Origin of the sequence: Pseudomonas sp. 6D_7.1_Bac1 (assembly GCF_025465945.1) — a bacterium.
In the GTDB taxonomy this organism is placed as follows: domain Bacteria; phylum Pseudomonadota; class Gammaproteobacteria; order Pseudomonadales; family Pseudomonadaceae; genus Aquipseudomonas.
This window is the reverse complement of record NZ_JANLNW010000053.1, coordinates 25,798-46,886: the sequence shown is the minus strand read 5'-3', so window position 1 is coordinate 46,886 and position 21,089 is coordinate 25,798. Positions and strand designations below refer to the sequence as shown.

The following is a 21,089-nucleotide window of genomic DNA, read 5'->3' as shown; positions in this document are numbered from 1 at the left end:
CGATAGCAATCAACACAACAACAAATGTTCCTCTGAGATAACACCCTTGAGCATTCAACCCAGTACCTATTCCCCCGACCACGCCGTGCCTCTGGCTCAGCGTGTATTCGGTGCCCGCGATCTGTTCTCCTTGTGGTTCTCCCTCGGCATCGGCCTGATGGTCTTGCAGACCGGTGCCTTGCTAGCACCGGGGCTGGGTCTGTCGGGCTCGTTGCTGGCGATTTTCCTTGGCACCCTGGTCGGCGTTCTGCTGTTGGCGTGTGTCGGGGTGATCGGCAGCGATACCGGCCTCTCGGCCATGGCCGCGCTCAAACTCAGCCTCGGTAGTCGCGGCGCGAGCCTGCCGGCGTTGTTGAACCTGCTGCAACTGATCGGTTGGGGTTCGTTCGAAATCATCGTCATGCGCGACGCCGCCAGCCTGCTTGGCACCCGTGCGTTCAGTGACGGTAGTCTGATGGCCAGTCCATTGCTCTGGACGCTGGTGTTCGGCGCCCTGGCCACCTTGCTCGCTGTCAGCGGTCCATTGACGTTCGTCCGCAAGATCCTGCGCAAGTGGGGCATCTGGCTGCTGTTGGCAGCGTGCATCTGGCTGACCTGGAACCTCTTCGCCAAAGCTGATCTGGCCGCGTTGTGGGCACAGGCCGGTGACGGTTCGATGCCGTTCGCCGTGGGTTTTGACATTGCCATTGCCATGCCGCTCTCGTGGCTGCCACTGATTGCCGACTACTCGCGTTTCGGCAAGCGTGCGAAAAGCGTATTCGGCGGCACGGCGCTGGGCTTCTTCATTGGTAACTTCTGGCTGATGAGCCTGGGCGTTGCCTACACCCTGGCGTTCGCCCCGAGCGGTGAAGTCAATGCCTTGCTGTTGGCGCTGGCCGGTGCCGGTTTGGGCATTCCGCTGTTGCTGATTCTGCTCGATGAGTCGGAAAACGCTTTCGCTGACATTCACTCGGCAGCGGTGTCCAGCGGGATTCTGTTGCGCATGAAAGTCGAACACCTGGCCTTGGCCATCGGTGTGATCTGCACGCTGATCGCATGCCTGGCGCCATTGGCCCAGTACCAGAACTTCCTGCTGTTGATCGGCTCGGTGTTCGCGCCGCTGTTCGGCGTGGTGCTGGTGGATCACTTTATCCTGCGCAAACGCAGTGCCCAGGTTGCGTCAGCCGCCTTGCGCTGGCCGGCATTGCTCGCCTGGTTGGGCGGGGTGAGTACCTATCACTTACTGGCGAATCTGTATCCGCAAGTCGGCGCAACCCTGCCATCGCTGGTACTGGCCGGGTTGCTGCAACTGCTGCTGGGTCGGGTTTTCAGCTACGCTCAGGCACCAGCTCAGGCTTGATCTGACCCTTGAGACGGGCGTAGGGGATGGTCATTTCGATGAGGCCAAGCGAGTAGGGCGCGATGGTCGCCACGTTGTACTTGAGCACCACCCCGGCGCTGGTCAGGGCCACGTTCGGGGTTTTCTGGAAGGGCCAGGCCTTCACAAAGTCCGGGTCCCGATCCATCTGCGAATTGATCAGCCAGCTATTGTGGGCGACCTGCGCGGTCTTCCAGAAAGCCGTTTCCTGGCCCGGCAGAAGCATGTCGGGCAGGCTCAGCTCTTTTTGCTGCTGGCGTGAGTAATTGATGAACCCTCGCCCCGGCGTGCCATTGGCTGCCCCGGTGTCCAGATAGCTGGACACTTCAACGATCACCAGTCCGTCATGCTGCTCACGTACCTTGGCTTGCAAGTAGCTGCTGTTGCGATTGCCTGACTCGCTTAAAAACTGTTCCCGGTAGGCGTTGATCGACGCTGGCAGCGCTGCACCTGCTGATGTGCGGGTCATTTGCAGCAGGCGCTGCTCGACGATCCGGTCCAGTTGCGGCTCGCTGGGGAAGTGCACCGTGTCGATATTCACCAACGGACAGTCGGGGCTGTCGCACCCGGGCTTGATCTGCTCGGACGCATCGCTGGTGGATGCCAGCGGCGCGCGATAGCTGGGCTGGAACAGGCTTTGGCAAGCGCCGAGCGTAAGGGCGATACAGGCCACGGAGGCGATTTTCAACAGCGACATGGGCGTCCTTCATGAATCAGTGAAAGGCAAAAGTTACCGGCTTCGACTGCCAGCGTGGCGGTCGGTTCGCCACTAAGCTCAATAGTATCAATTAGAGTAGGTTTGCTCCCCTGCCGTCTATCCCGGCGATTGCAAAGAGGCTGCATCAAACGCTGTGAGCACGTTAGGATGGCGCGAAGCCTGAGGGGGAGCCTCGGGCGGATTGACTGTAAACGAGGATTGTTATGACTGATTTTGCCAATGCCACCCCGACCATCGTAGACGTCGTGCGCAGCGAAAACTGCTTCAAGGGGTTCTACAAGCTCGATCGCGTGCACCTGCGTCATGAGCTGTTTGCCGGTGGTATGAGTCGCGAGATCAGTCGCGAGTTGTTCGTTCGTCATGACGCGGTGTGTGTGCTGCCCTACGATCCGCAGCGGGATGAAGTGGTGTTGATCGAGCAGTTTCGCGCCGGTGCACTGGGCAAGGTCGATAACCCATGGCTGATCGAACTGGTCGCTGGTCTGATCGATCGAGACGAAATACCGGAAGAAGTTGCTCACCGCGAAGCGCAGGAGGAAGCTGGACTTGTATTCACTGCGCTGTGGCCGATGCTCAATTATTTTCCGTCGCCTGGTGGCAGTACCGAATATGTGCATTTGTATCTGGGGCGGTGTGACAGTACCGGGGCCGGCGGCCTGCATGGGCTGGCGGAGGAAGCAGAAGATATTCGCGTCACGGTCTGGGATTTCGAAGATGCCCTGCAGGCCGTACGTGATGGGCGGATTTCCAACGCGGCAAGCATTATTGCCTTGCAATGGCTGGCTTTGAACCGCGTTGAAGTGAGGGGGCTATGGTCGTAAACAAACAGCGCGATCGTTATCGGGTCGACCTTGTGGGGCTGCAAAGCGCCTGCGAGGCCAACTACGCCCGACTGATGCGCCTGTTGCCGGAGATGCGCAACCAGCCGACTGCCCGGCGCATTGCCATGACCCAGGGCGAGCAGATGCTGGGTGTGTTGATGTTGGAAGTGCTGCAAGCCTGTCCATACACCACGACCCTGCGAGTGCGCCAGGAGCACAGCCTGCCGTGGCTGCCGGTGCCGCAGCTCGAAGTTCAGGTCTACCACGACGCGCGCATGGCCGAAGTCATCAGCGCCGAACATGCGCGGCGCTTTCGCGGCATCTATCCTTACCCGAATGCGTTGATGCACCAGCCGGACGAAAAAGCCCAGCTCAATGTGTTCCTCGGCGAATGGCTGAGTCATTGCCTGGCCTGCGGGCATGAGTTCGAAGCCGTGCGCTAGTTGTGAACTGCGTCAGGTTCACAGGTTTCCTCTTTTGAATTTCCCCCAGCATAATTGCGTCACCTATTCACCTGCGTGATCACGCCTTGGGAGAACGCCTTGCCGAGCGTATCCACTCTGACCGCCAACGATGCCGTATTGCTGGTGCAGCTCTCTGACAGCCATCTGTTCGCCGACGCGCAGGGGACATTGCTGGGCATGAACACCCGCGACAGTCTGCAAAAGGTGATCGAGCTGGTGCTGGCGCAACAGCCGCACATCGACCTGATGATTGCCAGCGGCGATTTGTCCCAGGACGGCACGCTTGAGTCGTATGAGCAGTTTCGCGAGATGACCCGGCAGATCGATGCGCCCGCTCGCTGGATTCCGGGTAATCACGACGAGCCGCAGATCATGGCCCGGGCGGCGGTCCAGAGTCAGTTGCTGGAGCCTGTGGTGGACATCGGCAACTGGCGGATCACGTTGCTGGACTCGGCAGTACCCGGCTCGGTGCCAGGGTATTTGCAGGATGACCAATTGCAATTACTGGTCCGCGCACTGAGCGAAGCGCCGGAGCGCCATCATCTGGTGTGCTTCCATCATCATCCGGTGTCCATTGGTTGTGCCTGGATGGACCCGATTGGCCTGCGCAATCCGGAAGCCTTGTTTGCCGTGCTCGATCGTTTTCCACAGGTCCGCGCGGTGCTCTGGGGTCATGTGCATCAGGAAATCGATCAGTTGCGCAACGATGTGCGGCTGATCGCCTCACCGTCGACCTGCATCCAGTTCGAACCGGGCAGTGTGGATTTCAAAGTCGATACCCTGGCACCAGGCTATCGCTGGCTGCGGCTGCTGCCGGACGGACGGCTGGAGACCGGGGTCGAGCGTGTGACCGGATTCGAGTTTCAGGTCGATTACGGCTCCAACGGCTACTGAAATTTTTGTGGCACAGGAAAACCGAGTCGCGCCCATCGCGAGCAGGCTCGCGATGGCGTCCTCAAAGAGGACCTGATTTCTGTGGATGTCCCCGATCCGCTCTACTCCCTGTAAACTGCGGCTCTTTGCCCGTCGCACAGGGAGCTCGCATGTCTGGTTCGATCCTCTATATCCACGGTTTCAATAGCGCACCGTCGTCGAAAAAGGCCTGTCAGCTGGTCGGCGTGATGGATCGTCTGGGGCTGGGCGACCAGTTGCAGGTGCCGGCCTTGCACCACCACCCGCGCGAGGCCATCGGTCAGTTGGAGCAGGCGATTGCCAGGCTGGGGCGGCCATTGCTGGTCGGCAGCTCCCTCGGCGGCTACTATGCCACTCACCTTGCCGAGCGCCATGGCCTCAAGGCCCTGTTGATCAACCCTGCCGTCAGCCCGCATCGGATGTTCGACGGATACCTGGGCACGCAGAAGAACCTGTATACCGAAGAGACCTGGGAATTGACCCACGACCACGTGACGGCCCTGGCCGAGCTGGAAGTGTCGGCGCCCCAGGACCCGGAGCGGTTTCAGGTGTGGTTGCAAACCGCAGACGAAACGCTGGACTATCGCCTCGCCCAGCAGTATTACCGAGCCTGTGCCTTGCGCATCCAGGCCGGTGGCGACCATAGTTTCCAGGGGTTTGCCGGGCAATTGCCGGCCCTGTTGAGTTTTGCAGGCATAGGCCCAGATGTGTACCAGGCGATCGATTTCACAGCACTGTGAACCCTCGCCCCTATTTTCATTGAACGACTGACGACGAGACCCCATGGCCACTCCCAGCGCTAGCTCTTATAACGCAGACGCCATCGAAGTCCTCTCGGGCCTCGACCCGGTGCGCAAGCGCCCCGGCATGTACACCGACACCAGTCGGCCGAACCACCTCGCCCAGGAAGTCATCGACAACAGTGTCGATGAAGCCTTGGCCGGGCATGCGACATCGGTGCAAGTCATTCTCCACGCCGACCACTCCCTGGAAGTCAGCGATGACGGCCGTGGCATGCCGGTGGACATTCACCCCGAAGAGGGCGTCTCGGGCGTCGAGCTGATCCTCACCAAGCTGCACGCCGGTGGCAAGTTCTCCAACAAGAACTACCAGTTCTCCGGCGGTTTGCACGGGGTGGGTATTTCGGTGGTCAACGCCCTGTCGACCCAGGTCCGGGTGCGCGTCAAACGCGATGGCAACGAGTACCAGATGACCTTTGCCGATGGCTACAAGGCCACCGACCTGGAAGTGGTCGGCACCGTCGGCAAGCGCAACACCGGGACCAGCGTGTACTTCGCGCCGGACCCGAAATACTTCGATTCACCGAAATTCTCCATCAGCCGCCTCAAGCACGTACTCAAGGCCAAGGCCGTGTTGTGCCCGGGGCTGCTGGTCAGCTTTGAAGACAAGGCCACCGGCGAAAAAGTCGAATGGCATTACGAAGACGGTCTGCGTTCTTACCTGGTAGACGCGGTCAGTGAATTCGAACGTCTGCCGGACGAGCCTTTCTGCGGCAGCCTGGCCGGTAATAAAGAAGCGGTCGACTGGGCGTTGCTGTGGCTGCCTGAAGGTGGCGACAGCGTGCAGGAAAGCTACGTCAACCTGATCCCGACGGCCCAGGGCGGTACTCATGTCAACGGTCTGCGTCAGGGCTTGCTCGACGCGATGCGCGAATTCTGCGAATTCCGCAGCCTGCTGCCGCGTGGTGTGAAGCTGGCGCCGGAAGACGTCTGGGAACGCATCGCTTTTGTGCTGTCGATGAAGATGCAGGAACCGCAATTCTCCGGCCAGACCAAAGAGCGCCTGTCGTCCCGCGAAGCGGCGGCGTTTGTCTCGGGTGTGGTCAAGGACGCCTTCAGCCTGTGGCTCAACGCCAACCCCGAAACGGGCATGCTGCTGGCAGAGTTGGCGATCAACAACGCCGGCCGTCGTCTGAAAGCGAGCAAGAAGGTCGAGCGCAAGCGCATCACTGCGGGGCCGGCGCTGCCGGGCAAACTCGCCGACTGCGCCGGACAGGACCCGATGCGTTCCGAACTGTTTCTGGTGGAAGGTGATTCCGCCGGCGGTTCGGCCAAGCAAGCGCGGGACAAAGAGTTCCAGGCGATCCTGCCGTTGCGCGGGAAAATCCTGAACACCTGGGAAGTTGACGGCAGCGAAGTGCTGGCCAGCCAGGAAGTGCATAACATTGCCGTGGCCATTGGTGTCGATCCGGGCGCAGCGGACATGAGCCAGTTGCGTTACGGCAAGATCTGCATCCTCGCCGACGCCGACTCCGACGGTTTGCACATCGCCACCTTGTTGTGCGCGTTGTTCGTCCAGCATTTCCGCCCGTTGGTGGATGCCGGTCACGTCTATGTGGCGATGCCGCCTTTGTACCGCATCGACCTCGGCAAAGAGATTTACTACGCCCTCGACGAAGCCGAGCGCGATGGCATTCTCGATCGTCTGGTGGCTGAAAAGAAACGCGGCAAGCCGCAGGTCACCCGATTCAAAGGTCTGGGTGAAATGAATCCGCCGCAACTGCGTGAAACCACCATGGACCCGAACACTCGACGTCTGGTGCAACTGACGCTGGATGATTTCGAAGCCACGTCGGAAATGATGGACATGCTGCTGGCGAAAAAACGCGCTGGCGACCGCAAATCCTGGCTGGAATCCAAGGGCAACCTGGCCGAGGTTCTGGCCTGATGCGGAGCGGTATCGCCCTCGCGTTGCTGCTGTTGGCGTCCACCGTTGCGGCGGAGCCTGCGCCTGAATTGACGCTGGTTTCCGAGCACGCGGTGGACGGCATGCGCGGTGGCAATCTGTCGGGGTTGGCGCTGTGCGGCAAAGACCTGTGGACGGTTTCCGATCGGGACGATGACCAGATCTACCGGCTCGACACCAGCGAAAGCGTCTGGCAGGCCGAAACCGTGCGCATCGATGTGCCGCCGGTGCCTGACAGCGGATTGCCTTGGGGGCTGAAGTCGAGCACCTGGGCCGCATCGTTCGTGCGTGGCGGAAGCCTGGATTTCGAGGGGATCACCTGCGACAAGGCCGGTAACCGCTACATCGTCAGTGAAGCCCATGCTGCGGTGCTACAAGTGCCGTTACACGGGCCTGCCGCGTGGCTGAGAATTTCACCGATCATGGTCCGTGAGGCGCGAGCCAGTGGCATGTTGCTGCACTTCAATGCGCTGTTCGAAGGGCTGGCAATCAATCCGGAAGGTGATCGGTTATGGTTGGCGGCCGAGCGCGAGCGACGCGGGTTGCTGTTGCTCAAGCGTCAGCAGAGCGTCTGGGACTGTGACGGCAGCTGTGTGCTATTGAGCGAAGCCGGCCTGGAAATGCAGCCCGCGCAGTTTCCCAAGGCCAAGCCTGTGTCCAGAGACTTTGCCGACCTGGCGCTGTTCAACGGCAAGCTCTTCACCCTGGAACGCAGCGTCTATCAAATCTGTCGTCGCGATGCGCTGAGCGCCAAGGTCGAGCGTTGCTGGTCGTTCGCGGCCGAGGCCTTGCAGGAACATCGACGTTATTCACAGCCCTACGGTTTGGCCGAAGCCTTGGTGATCGACGCCGAGGGCGCCTGGATCGGCATCGACAACAACAACGGTGTCCGCGCGGACGGTGAAGCCCGGCCGATTGTCTGGCGCTTTGCAGCACCGCAAGGTGGCTGGAGCGCGAAGTCATGAACACCCTGAAACAACTTGAATTTACCCAGCGCGGCGGCACCTTGCTGCTGCGCCAGACCACGAAATGATGAGGCCCGCATGAGCGACTCCCTGGATCTCAGCCTGGACGGCGTTGAACGCCGCTCACTGGCCGACTTCACCGAAAATGCCTACCTCAATTACTCCATGTACGTGATCATGGACCGTGCCTTGCCGCACATCGGCGACGGCCTGAAACCTGTACAGCGGCGTATCATCTACGCCATGAGCGAGTTGGGGCTGGACGCTGACTCCAAGCACAAGAAGTCCGCACGTACGGTCGGTGACGTGCTCGGCAAGTTCCACCCTCACGGCGACTCGGCGTGCTACGAAGCCATGGTGCTGATGGCCCAGCCGTTCAGCTACCGCTACACGTTGGTGGACGGCCAGGGTAACTGGGGTGCGCCGGATGATCCGAAATCCTTCGCCGCCATGCGTTACACCGAAGCGCGGTTGTCACGTTATTCCGAAGTGCTGCTCAGCGAGCTGGGCCAGGGCACGGCGGACTGGGGCCCGAACTTCGACGGGACACTCGACGAGCCGCTGGTCTTGCCGGCACGTTTGCCGAACATCCTGCTCAACGGCACCACCGGCATCGCCGTGGGCATGGCCACCGACGTTCCGCCGCACAACCTGCGGGAAGTCGCCACGGCCTGCGTGCGTTTGCTCGACGAGCCCAAAGCCACGGTCGAGCAGCTCTGTGAACACATCCAGGGCCCGGACTATCCGACCGAAGCGGAAATCATCACGCCGCGCGCCGACCTGCTGAAAATCTACGAAACCGGTCGCGGTTCGGTGCGCATGCGCGCCGTGTACCACATCGAAGACGGTGACATCATCGTCACCTCGCTGCCGCATCAGGTCTCCGGTGCCAAAGTGCTGGAACAGATTGCCGCGATGATGCAGGCCAAGCCGTCCAAGGCGCCGCAAGTCGCGGACCTGCGCGACGAGTCGGACCACGAGAACCCTTGCCGTATCGTGATCATTCCGGTCAACAGCCGGGTCGATCATGAGGCGCTGATGCAGCACCTGTTCGCCAGCACTGAGCTTGAGTCGAGCTACCGGGTCAACATCAACATCATTGGTCTGGACGGCAAGCCGCAGCTGAAAAATCTGCGAGCGTTGCTGGTGGAATGGCTGGAGTTCCGGGTTAATACCGTACGCCGCCGTCTGCAGTTCCGCCTGGACAAGGTCGAGCGTCGCCTGCACCTGTTGGACGGTTTGCTGATTGCTTACCTCAACCTGGATGAAGTGATCCACATCATCCGCACCGAGGAACACCCCAAGGCCAAGCTGATTGAGCGCTTTGCCCTGAGCGAAATCCAGGCCGACTACATTCTCGACACCCGCCTGCGTCAATTGGCGCGACTGGAAGAGATGAAGCTGCGCGACGAACAGGACGAACTGCTCAAGGAGCAAGCCAAGCTGCAAGCCTTGTTGGGCAGCGAAGCCAAGCTCAAGAAGCTGGTGCGCACTGAACTGATCAAGGACGCCGAAACCTATGGCGATGACCGTCGTTCGCCGATTGTCGAGCGTGCCGAAGCCCGCGCGCTGACCGAACACGATCTGCTGCCGAACGAAAAAGTCACCGTGGTGCTGTCCGAGAAAGGCTGGGTGCGTTCGGCCAAGGGCCACGACATCGACGCCACCGGGCTTTCGTACAAGGCCGGGGACGGCTTCAAGACCGCGGCTGCCGGTCGTTCCAACCAGTTTGCGGTGTTTATCGATTCCACCGGCCGCAGTTATTCGGTGCCGGCGCACACGTTGCCATCGGCCCGTGGCCAGGGCGAACCGCTGACCGGCCGCTTGACGCCGCCGCCAGGGGCGACCTTCGAATGCGTGCTGATGCCTGAAGACGATGGGCTGTATGTCATCGCCTCGGACGCTGGTTACGGTTTTGTGGTCAAGGGTGAAGACCTGCAAGCCAAGAACAAGGCCGGCAAGGCACTGTTGAGCCTGCCGAACAACGCCAAGGTGATTCTGCCGCGTCCGGTGAGCGACCGTGAGCAGAACTGGTTGGCTTCGGTGACGACCGAAGGTCGTCTGCTGATCTTCAAAATCAGCGACCTGCCGCAGCTGGGCAAGGGCAAAGGCAACAAGATCATCGGCATCTCCGGCGAACGTGTGGCCAACCGCGAGGAATATGTCACCGATATCGCGGTATTGCCGGAAGATGCGACCCTGGTCTTGCAGGCCGGTAAACGCACGCTGTCGCTCAAAGCCGACGACCTCGAACACTACAAAGGTGAGCGCGGACGTCGCGGCAACAAGCTGCCGCGGGGCTTTCAGCGTGTCGATGCACTATTGGTAGAAACTCTCAATTAAGCGGTCTAGAGCGCTCGATCTACGATTTAACCCGTAGATCGATGCTTTCGCGCTGGAGTCGGAAGGCATATTCACGGATGATATGGCCTTTCAAGCGTGGGTGTGTGCCTGCGTTCTTCATATTTATTGAGTATTTTTCATTGTGATCGGCTTGGTAGCTGTCACTTGGATGGGATGATGACTGTTCTGCGCCTTCCTCTAATTTTGTTGCTCGCTGGTGTTTTCAGCCTGGCGGGTTGCAGCGTTCACCAACCGGTGTCGCTGTATCAGCTGGACAGCGGAAGTCCGGCTCAGCCTGCGCAAAGCGCTGGCATGGCAGTTTTGTTGGGTCCGGTATCGATCGCCGATTACCTGCAACGTGAAACCCTGTTGCAGCGCCAGCCGGATGGCAGCCTGCAAGCGTCGACCGATGGTCGTTGGGCCGGCAGCCTGTCTTCGGACATCAATCAGCTTCTGTTGCGTCAAGTGGCCGGCCATCTGGACAGCCAGCGCGTTGTATTGGCGCCGGCAACTCTAGGTTTCACGCCGGATGTTCAGGTTTTGCTGTCGATCACTCGTCTGGACTCCGGAGAAGCACAGCCGGCGATCCTCGATGCCCAGTGGCGTCTGATCGACCGTCGTGGCCAGGTGCGTGACAACCGCATCGTTCATCTGCAAGAGCAGCATGCGGGTGGTACGGCGGCTCAGGTGCAGGCTCAGGGTGTATTGCTGCAACGCTTGGCCGAGCAACTGTCGGCTGCGCTCAAGCCGCTGGCCAATCAGCCACCGATTGTCGACGTACCGCGTAAGCCTGCACCCAAGCCTGCGGTGCCGGCAGGGCCGGAAAAACCGAAGATGCCGATGGCTTCACCGATTCGCACGGACATGGAAGTGTTCAGGTTCTAAGGTGATTGCTGTAAAGACAAAGCCCGCGTCGATGCGGGCTTTGTTGTTTCTGGTGGTTTGGTTGGGCGCTGCTGACACTTGTAGCAGCTGCCGAGCCTGCGAGGCTGCATTCGAGGACGAAGTCCTCGCAAATCCTGCGCGCACGGTTTGCCTGAAAGAACGCGTTACCTGATTTTACTCTAGCGCTTCTGCTGGCCCCATCGCGAGCAGGCTCGCTCCCACAGGTGATCTTCAGTGGACGCCGTTTTTGTGTACAACCGGATCCACTGTGGGAGCGAGCCTGCTCGCGATGAGGCCGGAACAGGCAACAAAAAGCCCGCAGACAATTACTTGTCTGCGGGCTTTTTCATTCACGGGCCTGGGCTCAGCTCTTGGCGCGTGTCTCATGCATGCGCGCCAGTTGCCGTTCCAGCATCGATGGATAAGGCTCCATCAAGCGCTCGACGCAGCACGCGCCTTCCGGGCTGGCGATTGGGCGAATCCGCGCACGTTGGCGGATCAACACGTCGTCGCTGATCTTGCGTTCCACCAGCAGCAGGTTGCGGCTGTGCTGGGACAGGGCGAGGGCGTCCTGAGCGGTTTCGGTCAGCAGCAGATCAATCTGGCTCAGGCCGAAGAGTTCGTCACCCAGGGTCAGGCCCAGCTGCAATTGCAGGGTGATGCCGCTGTCGGCGACTTCGATCTGCAGCTGGTGGCCGAGTGCGCGCAGCAACTCACCGCAGCAGATGGCATTGGTCAGGTAGTCGTCGCCGCTGTCTTCGCTGTGGAACAGCATCAGCGTGCTGCCGTCATTCAGGGTGTGCAGTTCGCTTTGATACAGTGACGCAGCCTGGTCCAGACAGTCGCGATAACGCTCCAACAGTTCGGTCAGGCGCGCACGCGGCAGGCGGCGCAGTTGATCCTGAGCCCCCAGCTGCACTGCCAATACCGCGCTGTGCTGTGGTTGTGCCGCAGCTGCAGGCTTGGGTTGCGGCTTGGCAACCGGGGCGGCAGCGGTGTCGCGAAGGTCGGCAAACGGATCTTCTTCGTCCAGTTCGTCTTCTTCAGCGCTGAGCACGTGCCGTGGTGCCGGTTTCAGGCCCGCCACCGGAGCGGACTCGTCGAAGCTCGGGTCGCGCAGGTTCCGTACTTCGAAGCCTGGCTCGGCTTCTTCGGTGTCGTCGTAATCGTCGAACTCAGGTTCCGGCACCGGTTCAGGTTCGACCCGTTCGGGTGCAAAACTGCTGTGCAGCTGGCGGGCGAGATCGCCGATCTCATCCTGGCGATCAGTCGCCGGGGTGTGTTCGTCAATGTCGCGCAGCCACACCCGCAATTGCAGCAGCGGCGTGGAGATGTGCCGGCCCAGGCGCAGGCTCAAGGCCAGGGACAAGGCCAGCAGGATAGCGCTGAGAATGCCCATGCTTTGCAGGCTGATGGTCATCGGCTGTTCGAACTGCGCCATGTCCAGGCTGATTCGCAGCTGACCGGCGGTCACGTCCTGAAAGGTGATCTTGCTCTCGTACATGCCTTCGGCTTCGCCCAGCAAGCCATGCTTGGGACGCTGCCCGGCCTCGGCGAGAATCCGGTTGTCCACGCTATAAATAGCCGCGTGCGCCACCAGGGGGTTCTTGGTCAGGTTATTCAGCAACACATTGAGGCTGAGGATGTCGTTGGACACCAACAGTTCAGTCGCTGACATCGCCGTCTGGGTGGTCAGGCTCTGGCCGAGGGCATCCGCTTGCTCGTGCATGGCCTGTTTGAACTGCAGACCCATCACGCAGGCGTAGATCACCAGGGCCAATGCGACCAGGATCACGTTATGGCTGGCAATGCGCAATGCAATCGGGACGCGGCGGTGGCGCAGAGCCCGGAAGATCAGCAGAAAGAAGTTATCGGTTTTGACTGGCGTAGGCCGGTTCACTGAGCTCGGCTCTTTTGTCCGTGAAGTTGAGGCGCAGTATAGCGACAGGCCCCAGACCGGCAAAGCGTTGGCTGTGCCCGATGGTCACTGAAAGTGGGTAGAATGCGGTTTTTTCCACTTGCGGGGGTGCGCCTTGCGCGAAATCGTCCTGATAAACATCACGGGAGTCGACCGTCCGGGTCTGACTGCGGCCATTACCGGCGTTCTGGCCCAGGGTGGTGTGAACATTCTCGACATCGGTCAGGCGGTGATCCACGACACTTTGTCGTTCGGCATCCTGGTTGAAATTCCCGACACCGAACAGGGTTCGTCGGTGCTCAAGGACATTCTGTTCAAGGCCTATGAGCTGGGGCAGCAGGTGCGTTTCACGCCGGTGTCCGAAGAGGATTACCAGCAGTGGGTGGGTGCACAGGGCAAGAAACGCCACATCGTGACCTTGCTCACCCGCAAAGTGACGGCCGAGCAGTTGCAGCGCGTGAGTTCGATCACCGCCAAGTATGGGTTGAACATCGATCACATCGACCGCTTGTCGGGGCGTATGCCGCTGGACACTCCAGCGGACAAGGGCAAGGGTTGCATCGAGTTCTCGGTGCGCGGTGAGGCGGCCGATCCGCAGGCCCTGCGTGCCGAATTTCTCAGCGTTGCCCAGGAACTGAACGTCGACATCGCCTTTCAGGAAGACTCGCTGTTCCGTCGCAACCGTCGTCTGGCGGTATTCGACATGGACTCGACATTGATCGAGGCCGAAGTCATCGACGAACTGGCCAAGGCGGCCGGGGTGGGCGAGAAGGTGTCGGAAATTACCGAACGGGCGATGGCCGGTGAGCTGGATTTCCGCGCCAGCTTCAAGGAGCGCCTGGCGTTGCTCAAAGGGCTGGATGTCAGCGTGCTGGACTCGATCGGGGCTTCCCTGCGCCTGACCGAAGGCGCTGAAACCTTGTTCGCCGAACTCAAGCGTCTGGGCTACAAGACAGCGATTCTGTCGGGCGGCTTCACCTACTTCGCCAAGCAGCTGCAAGCCAGGCTGGGCATCGACTACGTGTTCGCCAACGAGCTGGAAGTGGTCGACGGTAAAGTGACCGGTGTGGCGGTCGAGCCAATCGTCGATGCACAGCGCAAAGCCGATTTGCTGCGCGAACTGGCGCACAAGGAAGGGTTGCGTCTGGAGCAGACCATTGCTGTCGGTGACGGAGCCAATGATTTGCCGATGCTGGCGATTGCGGGTTTAGGTGTGGCATTCCGTGCCAAGCCGTTGGTCAAGCAGTCGGCCAAGCAGGCGATTTCGACCCTGGGGCTCGATGGTGTGCTTTATCTGCTGGGCTTCAGAGACCGCGACAGTCAGCTGTAACACCGCATGGCCTGAGAGAATGCAGGCCTTTGTGGGAGCGAGCCTGCTCGCGATAGCATCACCGCGGTTTATCAGATAGACCGAGGTGCCTGCATCGCGAGCAGACGGAACGCCGCCCGGCTGCTCCCACATTGGATCTTGTACAGATCAGGCGTTCGGCAAGCCCATGCCCTGACCCATTTGTACCGGCGAGCCAGCCGCCAGTTCTTCGGCCCACTTCACTTGATCCGGGCCAAACAGTACGACAGCCGTCGAGCCCAGTTTGAAGCGACCCAGCTCGGCACCTTTTTCCAAATGGATCGGCGCACGGGCAGCTTCGTCGTAGCGGACGGTTTTCAGTTCGCGTTTGGGTGGCGTTACCAGCCCAGCCCAAACGGTTTCGATTGAGGCGACGATCATCGCACCGACCAATACCACCGCCATCGGGCCGCGCTCGGTGTCGAAGATGCACGCAACGCGTTCGTTGCGGGCGAACAGTTCCGGAACGTTTTCAGCGGTGGTCTGGTTGACCGAGAAGATCCGGCCCGGGATGTAGACCATTTCGCGCAGGGTGCCGGCCAGCGGCATGTGTACGCGGTGGTAGTCTTTCGGCGACAGGTAAATGGTAGCGAAATCACCGCCCATGAACGGCGCCGCGTTCGCCGCGTCACCACCGAGCAATTCCAGCACACTGAAACTGTGGCCCTTGGCCTGGAATACGCGGCCGTGCTCGATCGGGCCGAGTTGGCTGACAGCGCCATCGGCCGGGCTGAGGATCGCACCAGGGGTTTGGTCCAATGGGCGTGCGCCGTCTTTCAGGGCGCGGGTGAAGAACGCGTTGAAGTGTTCATAAGCGGTCAGGTCTTCGACCAGCGCTTGCGACATGTCCACTTGATAACGCTTGGCGAACCACGCGGTGAAGGCGTTCTTGAACCAGCGCACGCGGCATTCGGCAATGCAGCCGGCCAGACGCGACAGCAGGTGATGAGGCAGCAGGTACTGACTGAGGATAAACAAACGCTTTTTCATTAACTGTCCTTAAGAACCTTGAATCTCAACAGGCGTGTCGGGGTGGTTGCCCCATTCGCCCCAGGAGCCGGCGTAGCCTTTGACCCGCGGATAACCGAGCGCCTTGGCCACCAGATAGGTGAAGCCAGAGCGGTGGTGGGTCTGGCAGTGGGTAATCACTTCTTTGTCTTTGCTGATCCCGAGCTGTTCGAGGATCTGTGGCATGTCACTGCGGATGCGCAGGTGACGCGCCTTGTCCATGCCGGCGGTCCATTCAAAATTGACCGCACCCGGGATGTGCCCGCCTTTGGCCGCAAGCACCTTCTCGCCGGAGTATTCCAGCGGCCCGCGCGCGTCCCAGATCGCCAGGTCGGCGGCGCCGAGACGGCTTTGCAGGTATTCGCGGGTGGCCGTGGGCTCGTCGTGCAGGGTCAGCGCCACTGGGCCGCCAACCGCTGCGGGCACTTCGGTCGACACCGGCAAACCTTCCGCCAGCCACGCCAGCAGACCGCCGTCCACATAGTGGTAGTTACTGTGGCCAATGACATCCAGCAGCCAGATGAACCGTCCGGCCCAGCCGCCGCCTTCGTCGTCGTAGACCACGTAGACCGCGTCTGGGTTATGCCCCAGCTCGCCGAACAAGGCTTCAAGCGCAGCCTGCGGCGGCATCAGGCCCGGCGCCGGCGCATGACCCAATTGAGTACGTTTAGGGTCGACGAAGCGCGCGCCAGGAATATGGCCTTCGGCGTAGCGGGCGCTGCTGGTCAGGTCGACCAGAATCAGTTCGCGAGCATCGAGACGAGCGAGCAGGTCGCTCGGTTCGATCACCAGCGACAAGCCAGAGAAGTCAGACATGTGAGGTCTCCAGAGCACAAAGGGGAGGATTGTAGCGCAACAGCTATTGGCCGCGGTTGCTAAAGCAGTGCAGGGCTTTTTCGATGCACTGTGCGGTTTTGCCAAAGGCTTGCACGGTGATTTCCGAAAAAGGTCCACCGCCCTGGTCCGCCACGACCAGCATGATCACCCGGCCATTGTTGACCAGTGAGCGCAGCAGCAGGTGCTCGCCGCCGAACAGCGCGCGCAGGTTGCCCGGCAGCAGGGCCGAGAACTGGGCGTTGTTGGCGGGCGTCAAACGCACTTGCGCCTGTTGCGACAGCAACCGTTGCAGCACGCTGCTCTGGCTGACCAGCAGGTTCAGCGTGGCCGCCTCTTTAGGCAGGCCGTGAGTCTGGTGTACTCGCAGTTGGCTGTGCGTGCGATCTGCCATCAGCAGCATCACCCGGCGCATACCGCAGGCCACCAGCGCGTCGCGGGCGGAAGTGGTCAGGTGCATGGCGTTGGTGAACGGGCTCGGCTCGACCAGCAGTTGCGCGCATTGTTTGCGCCATTTCAGCAAGTCTTCGGCGGTCGGTGCTGGCGCGGGGAGCAAGCCACGGTGCAGGCGTCGCTCGTCCCACGGCCAGAGCAGGGCTTCGGCCGGATGCCAGAGCCCCGGTATGGCATGGTTGCGGGCACTTTGGGCGGCTTGCTGGTGCAGTTGCTGCTGGACCTCGTCCATCGGCGTTTGCAGGTAAAGGCTGGTCAGAAACTGCCAGCGCAGGCAGTGCGGGCTGTCCCAGGTTTGCTGTGCCGATAACGCCAGACCATTGGCCAGCAACACCGTGTTGGCCGGTTGATTGAGCCAGCGGCGCAAGGTCGGGTCGTCGTCCAGCCGGTTCTGTTGACGCAATGGATGGTCGGCGTCGCGGGCAATGCGCAGGACCTTCATCAGCTCGCGCTGTTCATTGAGCAGCAGCCGATAGCCTTGCCCGACCCAGTTCGGCAAGCGCCAGATTTCCACCAGCGCCTGGCCAAGTACCAGCAGGCGCACACCGAACAACTCTTTCTCGACCTTGCTCGCCGACTCGCCCTTGTGGAGAACCCGCAGCTCCCAGTCTTCCAGCAGATGCGGGAAGGTCAATGCCAGTGGCCAGAACGGCGAGAGGAACAGCAGGCTACCCCAGTGGATGTCCTGCCAGAGCCGTGCCAGGCGGCTGGCAAAAAAGCCGTTGGCCTGTTGAGTCGCGTGCTGGCTGATCAGTTGCAACTGGCGCAGGGCTGGCGGGATTTCGTTCTGGGGCAGGGCGGGCAGGCGTGCGAGCAGTTCTTCGGTACGTTTGAGACCGAGGCGATTGATAGCCACCTCAAGGTTCTCGCTGGGCTCGCTCATGCTGCCATGGGTGTAGCGATTGGCTGCGCGGATGACGCTGAGGGCCAGGGCCGGGCTGTCCTGCATCAACTCGGCAATATCGCGCAATGAGCTGCGATTGTCGGCGATAGCCTTGCACACGCGGTCATGGCTGGCTTGCGGCACGGGCAAGGTCACGCCATCGAGCAGCTTGACCCAGCCTTCGAGAGTGGTCGGTTTTGCAGTTGGAACGGTCGTTTCATTAGCCATGATTGGGCGCGATCATCGTCTGCATTAAACACGCCCGGAGCGGGCCAAATTGGCTTTTCGCCTTAACTGGCTATAGTCTGGCGCAGTTTTGCCGATAAGTAGAAGAAGAGATTTTTTAACTTCCGAATATGACCTTGAACCCGACTTAAGTAAGTACCTTCTACCTATGGCTAAAATTATCGGCATCATCGTCGTATTCGCGAGCGTGCTTGGCGGATACGTGCTTTCCCACGGCAAGATTGCCGCCCTGATCCAGCCGTTCGAGGTGATGATCATCGGCGGTGCGGCGCTGGGTGCATTCCTTCAGGCCAACCCCGGTCGCATGACAATGCACGTGCTCAAGAAGTCCTTGGGCATGTTCGGTTCGCGTTTCAGTCACACCTTCTATCTGGAGGTGCTGGGCCTGATCTACGAGATCCTTAACAAGAGCCGTCGCGAAGGCATGATGGCGATTGAAGGGGATATCGAAGACGCCGCTGCCAGCCCTATTTTTGCCAAGTACCCGGCTGTCCTCAAAGACGAACGCATGACCGCGTTCATCTGCGATTACTTGCGCATCATGTCGTCCGGCAACATGGCGCCCCATGAGCTTGAAGGCCTGTTCGACATGGAACTGTTCAGCCTCAAGGAAGACCTGGAGCACCCCTCCCACGCGGTCAACGGTATCGCCGATGCCATGCCCGGTTTTGGTATCGTCGCGGCGGTACTGGGTATCGTGGTGACCATGGCCTCTCTGGGTGAGGGCGATCAGAAGTCCATCGGTCTGCACGTCGGTGCGGCTCTGGTAGGTACCTTCTTCGGTATTCTCGCGGCCTACGGTTTCTTCGGTCCGCTGGCGCACTCCCTGGCTCACGATGCCAAGGAAGAGCTAAACGTCTACGAGGCCATCAAGGCTTCGTTGGTGGCTTCGGCGTCCGGTATGCCGCCATCGCTGGCCGTGGAGTTCGGGCGCAAGGTTCTGTACCCGGCGCACCGTCCTAGCTTCGCTGAGCTGGAACAAGCGGTTCGCGGTCGCTAAGTCATGGAAAACAATCAGCCGATAATCATCAAGCGCGTCAAGCGCTACGCCGGCGGGCATCACGGGGGCGCGTGGAAAATCGCCTTCGCTGACTTTGCGACGGCGATGATGGCGTTCTTCCTGGTGTTGTGGCTGTTATCCACCGCCACACCGGAACAGAAGATCGCCATTGCCGGTTACTTCAAGGACCCGATCGGTTTCTCTGAAAGCGGTACGCCGTTCATTATCGATCTGGGGGGCTCGCCGGAGCTTGCACCGGACAAAACCCTCAACCCCGAGGTCAAGTCCCAGCCGCAACCGGACAAGGTGACTATCGATACCGATCAGGTCGAAGGCATGGCCGAGCAGGTCGAGCACGAACGTCTGGAACTGTTGCTGCAAGAGCTGCAGAAAAAGGTCGACGAGAACCCGCAACTGCAGAAGTTCAAGGACCAGATTCTTTTCGACATCACCCAGGATGGCTTGCGCATCCAGATTATCGATTCCGAAAAGCGGCCGATGTTCGACTCCGGCAGTGCGCGCTTGAAGCCGTACTTTGAAGACATTCTGCTGGCGATGGCTGACACCATCAAAGCGGTGCCGAACAAGATCAGTATCAGCGGCCACACCGACGCCAAGCCTTATGCAGGCACCGGTGATTTCGGCAACTGGGAGCTTTCGGCCAACCGTGCCAACGCCGCCCGCCGTGCGCTGGTTGCAGGCAGCTATCCGGATCAGCAAGTGGCGCGGGTGGTGGGTTACGCTTCGTCGGCGTTGTTCGACCGCAAGAATCCGTTGAACCCGGTCAACCGCCGTATCGACATCGTCGTGCTGACCAAAAAGGCCCAGCGGGCCATCGAGGGTGAACAAGGGGCCGAGCCGGCACCGACACCGGGGCAGGGCGCTCCGGGAGAGGTGCCTGCCGTGCCCGCCGATCCGAACGCGTTGCCGGCGGACAAGGAGCCGCTGCCGGCCCATGAGCTGCGCGAGCGCCTGAACCTGTTCGACAATCCGGCGCCGAAAGCGGGCGAGCCGGCCAAACCGGCTGAGCCACCCAAGCAGTGACCCACAAAAAAGCCGCGATGATGATCGCGGCTTTTTTGTCTCTGCCGCCGGCTACTTAATAGCTGGTTTCGGGCAGGCTGGCGATGATCGAGCGGTAACTGTTCATGCGCTGCTGTTGCACGCGACCCTCTTCCAGGGCCTTGAGCAGGGCGCAACCGGGTTCGCGGTCGTGCTTGCAGTCGCGGAAGCGGCAGGTGCCGATCAAGTCGTTGAACTCGATGAAGCCGGCTTCGACGTCGGCACGGCTGACGTGGCCCAGGCCGAATTCCCGAATGCCCGGGGAGTCGATCAACTCACCGCCGCCGGGGAAGTGGAACAACCGCGCGGTGGTGGTGGTGTGAGTGCCCTGGCCGGACAGCTCGGACAACGGGCCGACACGGGTTTCGACTTCCGGCAGCAGGCTGTTGACCAGCGAGGACTTGCCGACGCCGGACTGACCGACGAACACGCTGATGCGCCCGTCCAGTTGCTCCTGCAGTTGCTCCATACCGTTGCCGTGATGAGCCGAAACCTCCAGTACCGGATAACCCAGCGTGCGGTAAACCGCCAGCAGGGCATTCAGCGCTGGCGCATTCTGCTCGTCGATCAGGTCGAACTTGTTGAGCAGCAACAACGGGCGAATACCGGCGTGTTCCGCGGCGACCAGGTAACGGTCGATCAGGTTGGCGTGTGGCTCGGGCAGCGGAGCGAAGACGATCACGATCATGTCGACGTTGGCCGCTACCGGCTTGAGCTGGCCACGGCTGTCAGGGCGACACAGTTCGGTGTTGCGCGGCAGTTGCGCAACGATCACGCCGATGCCCTGATTGCCGGCACGCCAGACCACCTGGTCGCCGGTCACCAGCGCAGGCAGGTTGGCCCGCAAGTGACAGCGGAACACCTGGCCGGCGAGTTCGCCGTCGCGGGCTTCGACCTCGACCTGCACGCCGAAGTGAGCGATCACCAGGCCCGTTTGCTCGGGGCCAAGATCACCGCCCTCCAGCGCTTCCACAGCAGAGGATTCGCGTTTGGCGGCGCGGGCAGCGCGCTCGCCTTGAATCTTTTCGATGCGCCAGTTTTGACGACGATTGAGTTGGCGTTTGGCCATGGGTGTTCCGTGTCGATAATGCAGCGATTAGGTAAAACGGCCGCGAGTTTAGCACGCCCCGCGAGTCCTCTAGGCTAAACTGCGTTTCTACGCCGAG

At 60.8% G+C, this 21,089-nt stretch carries 18 protein-coding genes; 12 read left to right on the top strand and 6 right to left on the bottom strand.

The annotated features are described in order from the left end of the window. The first annotated feature begins 46 nt into the window (after positions 1-46). The gene (gene cytX / locus NTD87_RS14910; RefSeq protein WP_262114741.1) at positions 47-1,339 is read left to right on the top strand and encodes a putative hydroxymethylpyrimidine transporter CytX; all 1,293 of its coding nucleotides are present in this window, start codon (positions 47-49) and stop codon (positions 1,337-1,339) included. Here the strand turns inward: cytX and NTD87_RS14905 are convergent. Then, a complete protein-coding gene (locus NTD87_RS14905; RefSeq protein WP_262114740.1) occupies positions 1,308-2,054 on the bottom strand; it encodes an RsiV family protein in 747 nt (248 codons plus the stop codon). The genes cytX and NTD87_RS14905 overlap by 32 nt on opposite strands. 224 nt (positions 2,055-2,278) lie before the next feature. On the opposite strand from NTD87_RS14905, the gene NTD87_RS14900 reads away from it, so the two are divergent. The 8 genes from NTD87_RS14900 (at position 2,279) to NTD87_RS14865 (ending at position 11,171) form a co-directional block, all read left to right on the top strand. Further along, positions 2,279-2,896 (top strand): NUDIX domain-containing protein, encoded by a 618-nt coding sequence (locus tag NTD87_RS14900; protein ID WP_262114738.1) that lies wholly within the window; start codon positions 2,279-2,281, stop codon positions 2,894-2,896. Then, positions 2,887-3,339, top strand: a complete 453-nt coding sequence (locus NTD87_RS14895) for a DUF1249 domain-containing protein (RefSeq protein WP_262114737.1) — start codon at positions 2,887-2,889, stop codon at positions 3,337-3,339. The genes NTD87_RS14900 and NTD87_RS14895 overlap by 10 nt, the downstream gene beginning before the upstream one ends. Positions 3,340-3,438: 99 nt before the next feature. Continuing rightward, positions 3,439-4,254 (top strand): 3',5'-cyclic-AMP phosphodiesterase, encoded by an 816-nt coding sequence (cpdA, locus tag NTD87_RS14890; protein WP_262114736.1) that lies wholly within the window; start codon positions 3,439-3,441, stop codon positions 4,252-4,254. Between the two features lie 149 nt (positions 4,255-4,403). Beyond that, complete coding sequence (locus NTD87_RS14885) at positions 4,404-5,012, top strand: YqiA/YcfP family alpha/beta fold hydrolase (protein ID WP_262114735.1); 609 nt, start codon at positions 4,404-4,406, stop codon at positions 5,010-5,012. Positions 5,013-5,055: 43 nt separating this feature from the next. Continuing rightward, a complete protein-coding gene (gene parE, locus NTD87_RS14880; protein WP_262114734.1) occupies positions 5,056-6,960 on the top strand; it encodes a DNA topoisomerase IV subunit B in 1,905 nt (634 codons plus the stop codon). After that, positions 6,960-7,943, top strand: coding sequence for an esterase-like activity of phytase family protein (locus NTD87_RS14875; protein ID WP_262114733.1), 984 nt, complete (start codon positions 6,960-6,962; stop codon positions 7,941-7,943). The genes parE and NTD87_RS14875 overlap by 1 nt, the downstream gene beginning before the upstream one ends. Positions 7,944-8,021: 78 nt before the next feature. Beyond that, positions 8,022-10,286 carry a DNA topoisomerase IV subunit A gene (gene parC / locus NTD87_RS14870; RefSeq protein ID WP_262114732.1) on the top strand — a complete coding sequence of 755 codons (2,265 nt, stop codon included), beginning with the start codon at positions 8,022-8,024 and terminating at the stop codon, positions 10,284-10,286. 177 nt (positions 10,287-10,463) lie between these two features. After that, entirely contained in the window at positions 10,464-11,171 is a 708-nt protein-coding gene (locus NTD87_RS14865; protein WP_262114731.1) for a membrane integrity-associated transporter subunit PqiC, read from the top strand. Positions 11,172-11,535: 364 nt separating this feature from the next. On the opposite strand, the gene NTD87_RS14860 is transcribed toward NTD87_RS14865, so the two are convergent. Next, entirely contained in the window at positions 11,536-13,071 is a 1,536-nt protein-coding gene (locus NTD87_RS14860; protein WP_262114729.1) for an AhpA/YtjB family protein, read from the bottom strand. 133 nt (positions 13,072-13,204) lie between these two features. On the opposite strand from NTD87_RS14860, the gene serB reads away from it, so the two are divergent. After that, positions 13,205-14,419 carry a phosphoserine phosphatase SerB gene (gene serB, locus NTD87_RS14855; RefSeq protein ID WP_262114727.1) on the top strand — a complete coding sequence of 405 codons (1,215 nt, stop codon included), beginning with the start codon at positions 13,205-13,207 and terminating at the stop codon, positions 14,417-14,419. 147 nt (positions 14,420-14,566) lie between these two features. On the opposite strand, the gene asd is transcribed toward serB, so the two are convergent. Genes asd through NTD87_RS14840 form a run of 3 tightly spaced genes read right to left on the bottom strand, consistent with a single transcriptional unit; the run spans position 14,567 to position 17,843 of the window. Continuing rightward, positions 14,567-15,427, bottom strand: coding sequence for an archaetidylserine decarboxylase (gene asd, locus NTD87_RS14850; RefSeq protein WP_262114726.1), 861 nt, complete (start codon positions 15,425-15,427; stop codon positions 14,567-14,569). Between the two features lie 9 nt (positions 15,428-15,436). Continuing rightward, complete coding sequence (locus NTD87_RS14845) at positions 15,437-16,261, bottom strand: rhodanese-like domain-containing protein (RefSeq protein WP_262114725.1); 825 nt, start codon at positions 16,259-16,261, stop codon at positions 15,437-15,439. Positions 16,262-16,304: 43 nt separating this feature from the next. Then, a complete protein-coding gene (locus NTD87_RS14840) occupies positions 16,305-17,843 on the bottom strand; it encodes an HDOD domain-containing protein (protein WP_262114724.1) in 1,539 nt (512 codons plus the stop codon). 166 nt (positions 17,844-18,009) lie between these two features. On the opposite strand from NTD87_RS14840, the gene motA reads away from it, so the two are divergent. After that, the gene (gene motA / locus NTD87_RS14835) at positions 18,010-18,861 is read left to right on the top strand and encodes a flagellar motor stator protein MotA (RefSeq protein ID WP_262114723.1); all 852 of its coding nucleotides are present in this window, start codon (positions 18,010-18,012) and stop codon (positions 18,859-18,861) included. A 3-nt stretch (positions 18,862-18,864) separates the two neighbouring features. Next, positions 18,865-19,905, top strand: coding sequence for a flagellar motor protein MotB (gene motB, locus NTD87_RS14830; protein ID WP_262114722.1), 1,041 nt, complete (start codon positions 18,865-18,867; stop codon positions 19,903-19,905). A 55-nt stretch (positions 19,906-19,960) separates the two neighbouring features. On the opposite strand, the gene rsgA is transcribed toward motB, so the two are convergent. After that, entirely contained in the window at positions 19,961-20,992 is a 1,032-nt protein-coding gene (rsgA, locus tag NTD87_RS14825) for a small ribosomal subunit biogenesis GTPase RsgA (protein ID WP_262114721.1), read from the bottom strand. Positions 20,993-21,089: the final 97 nt, after the last annotated feature.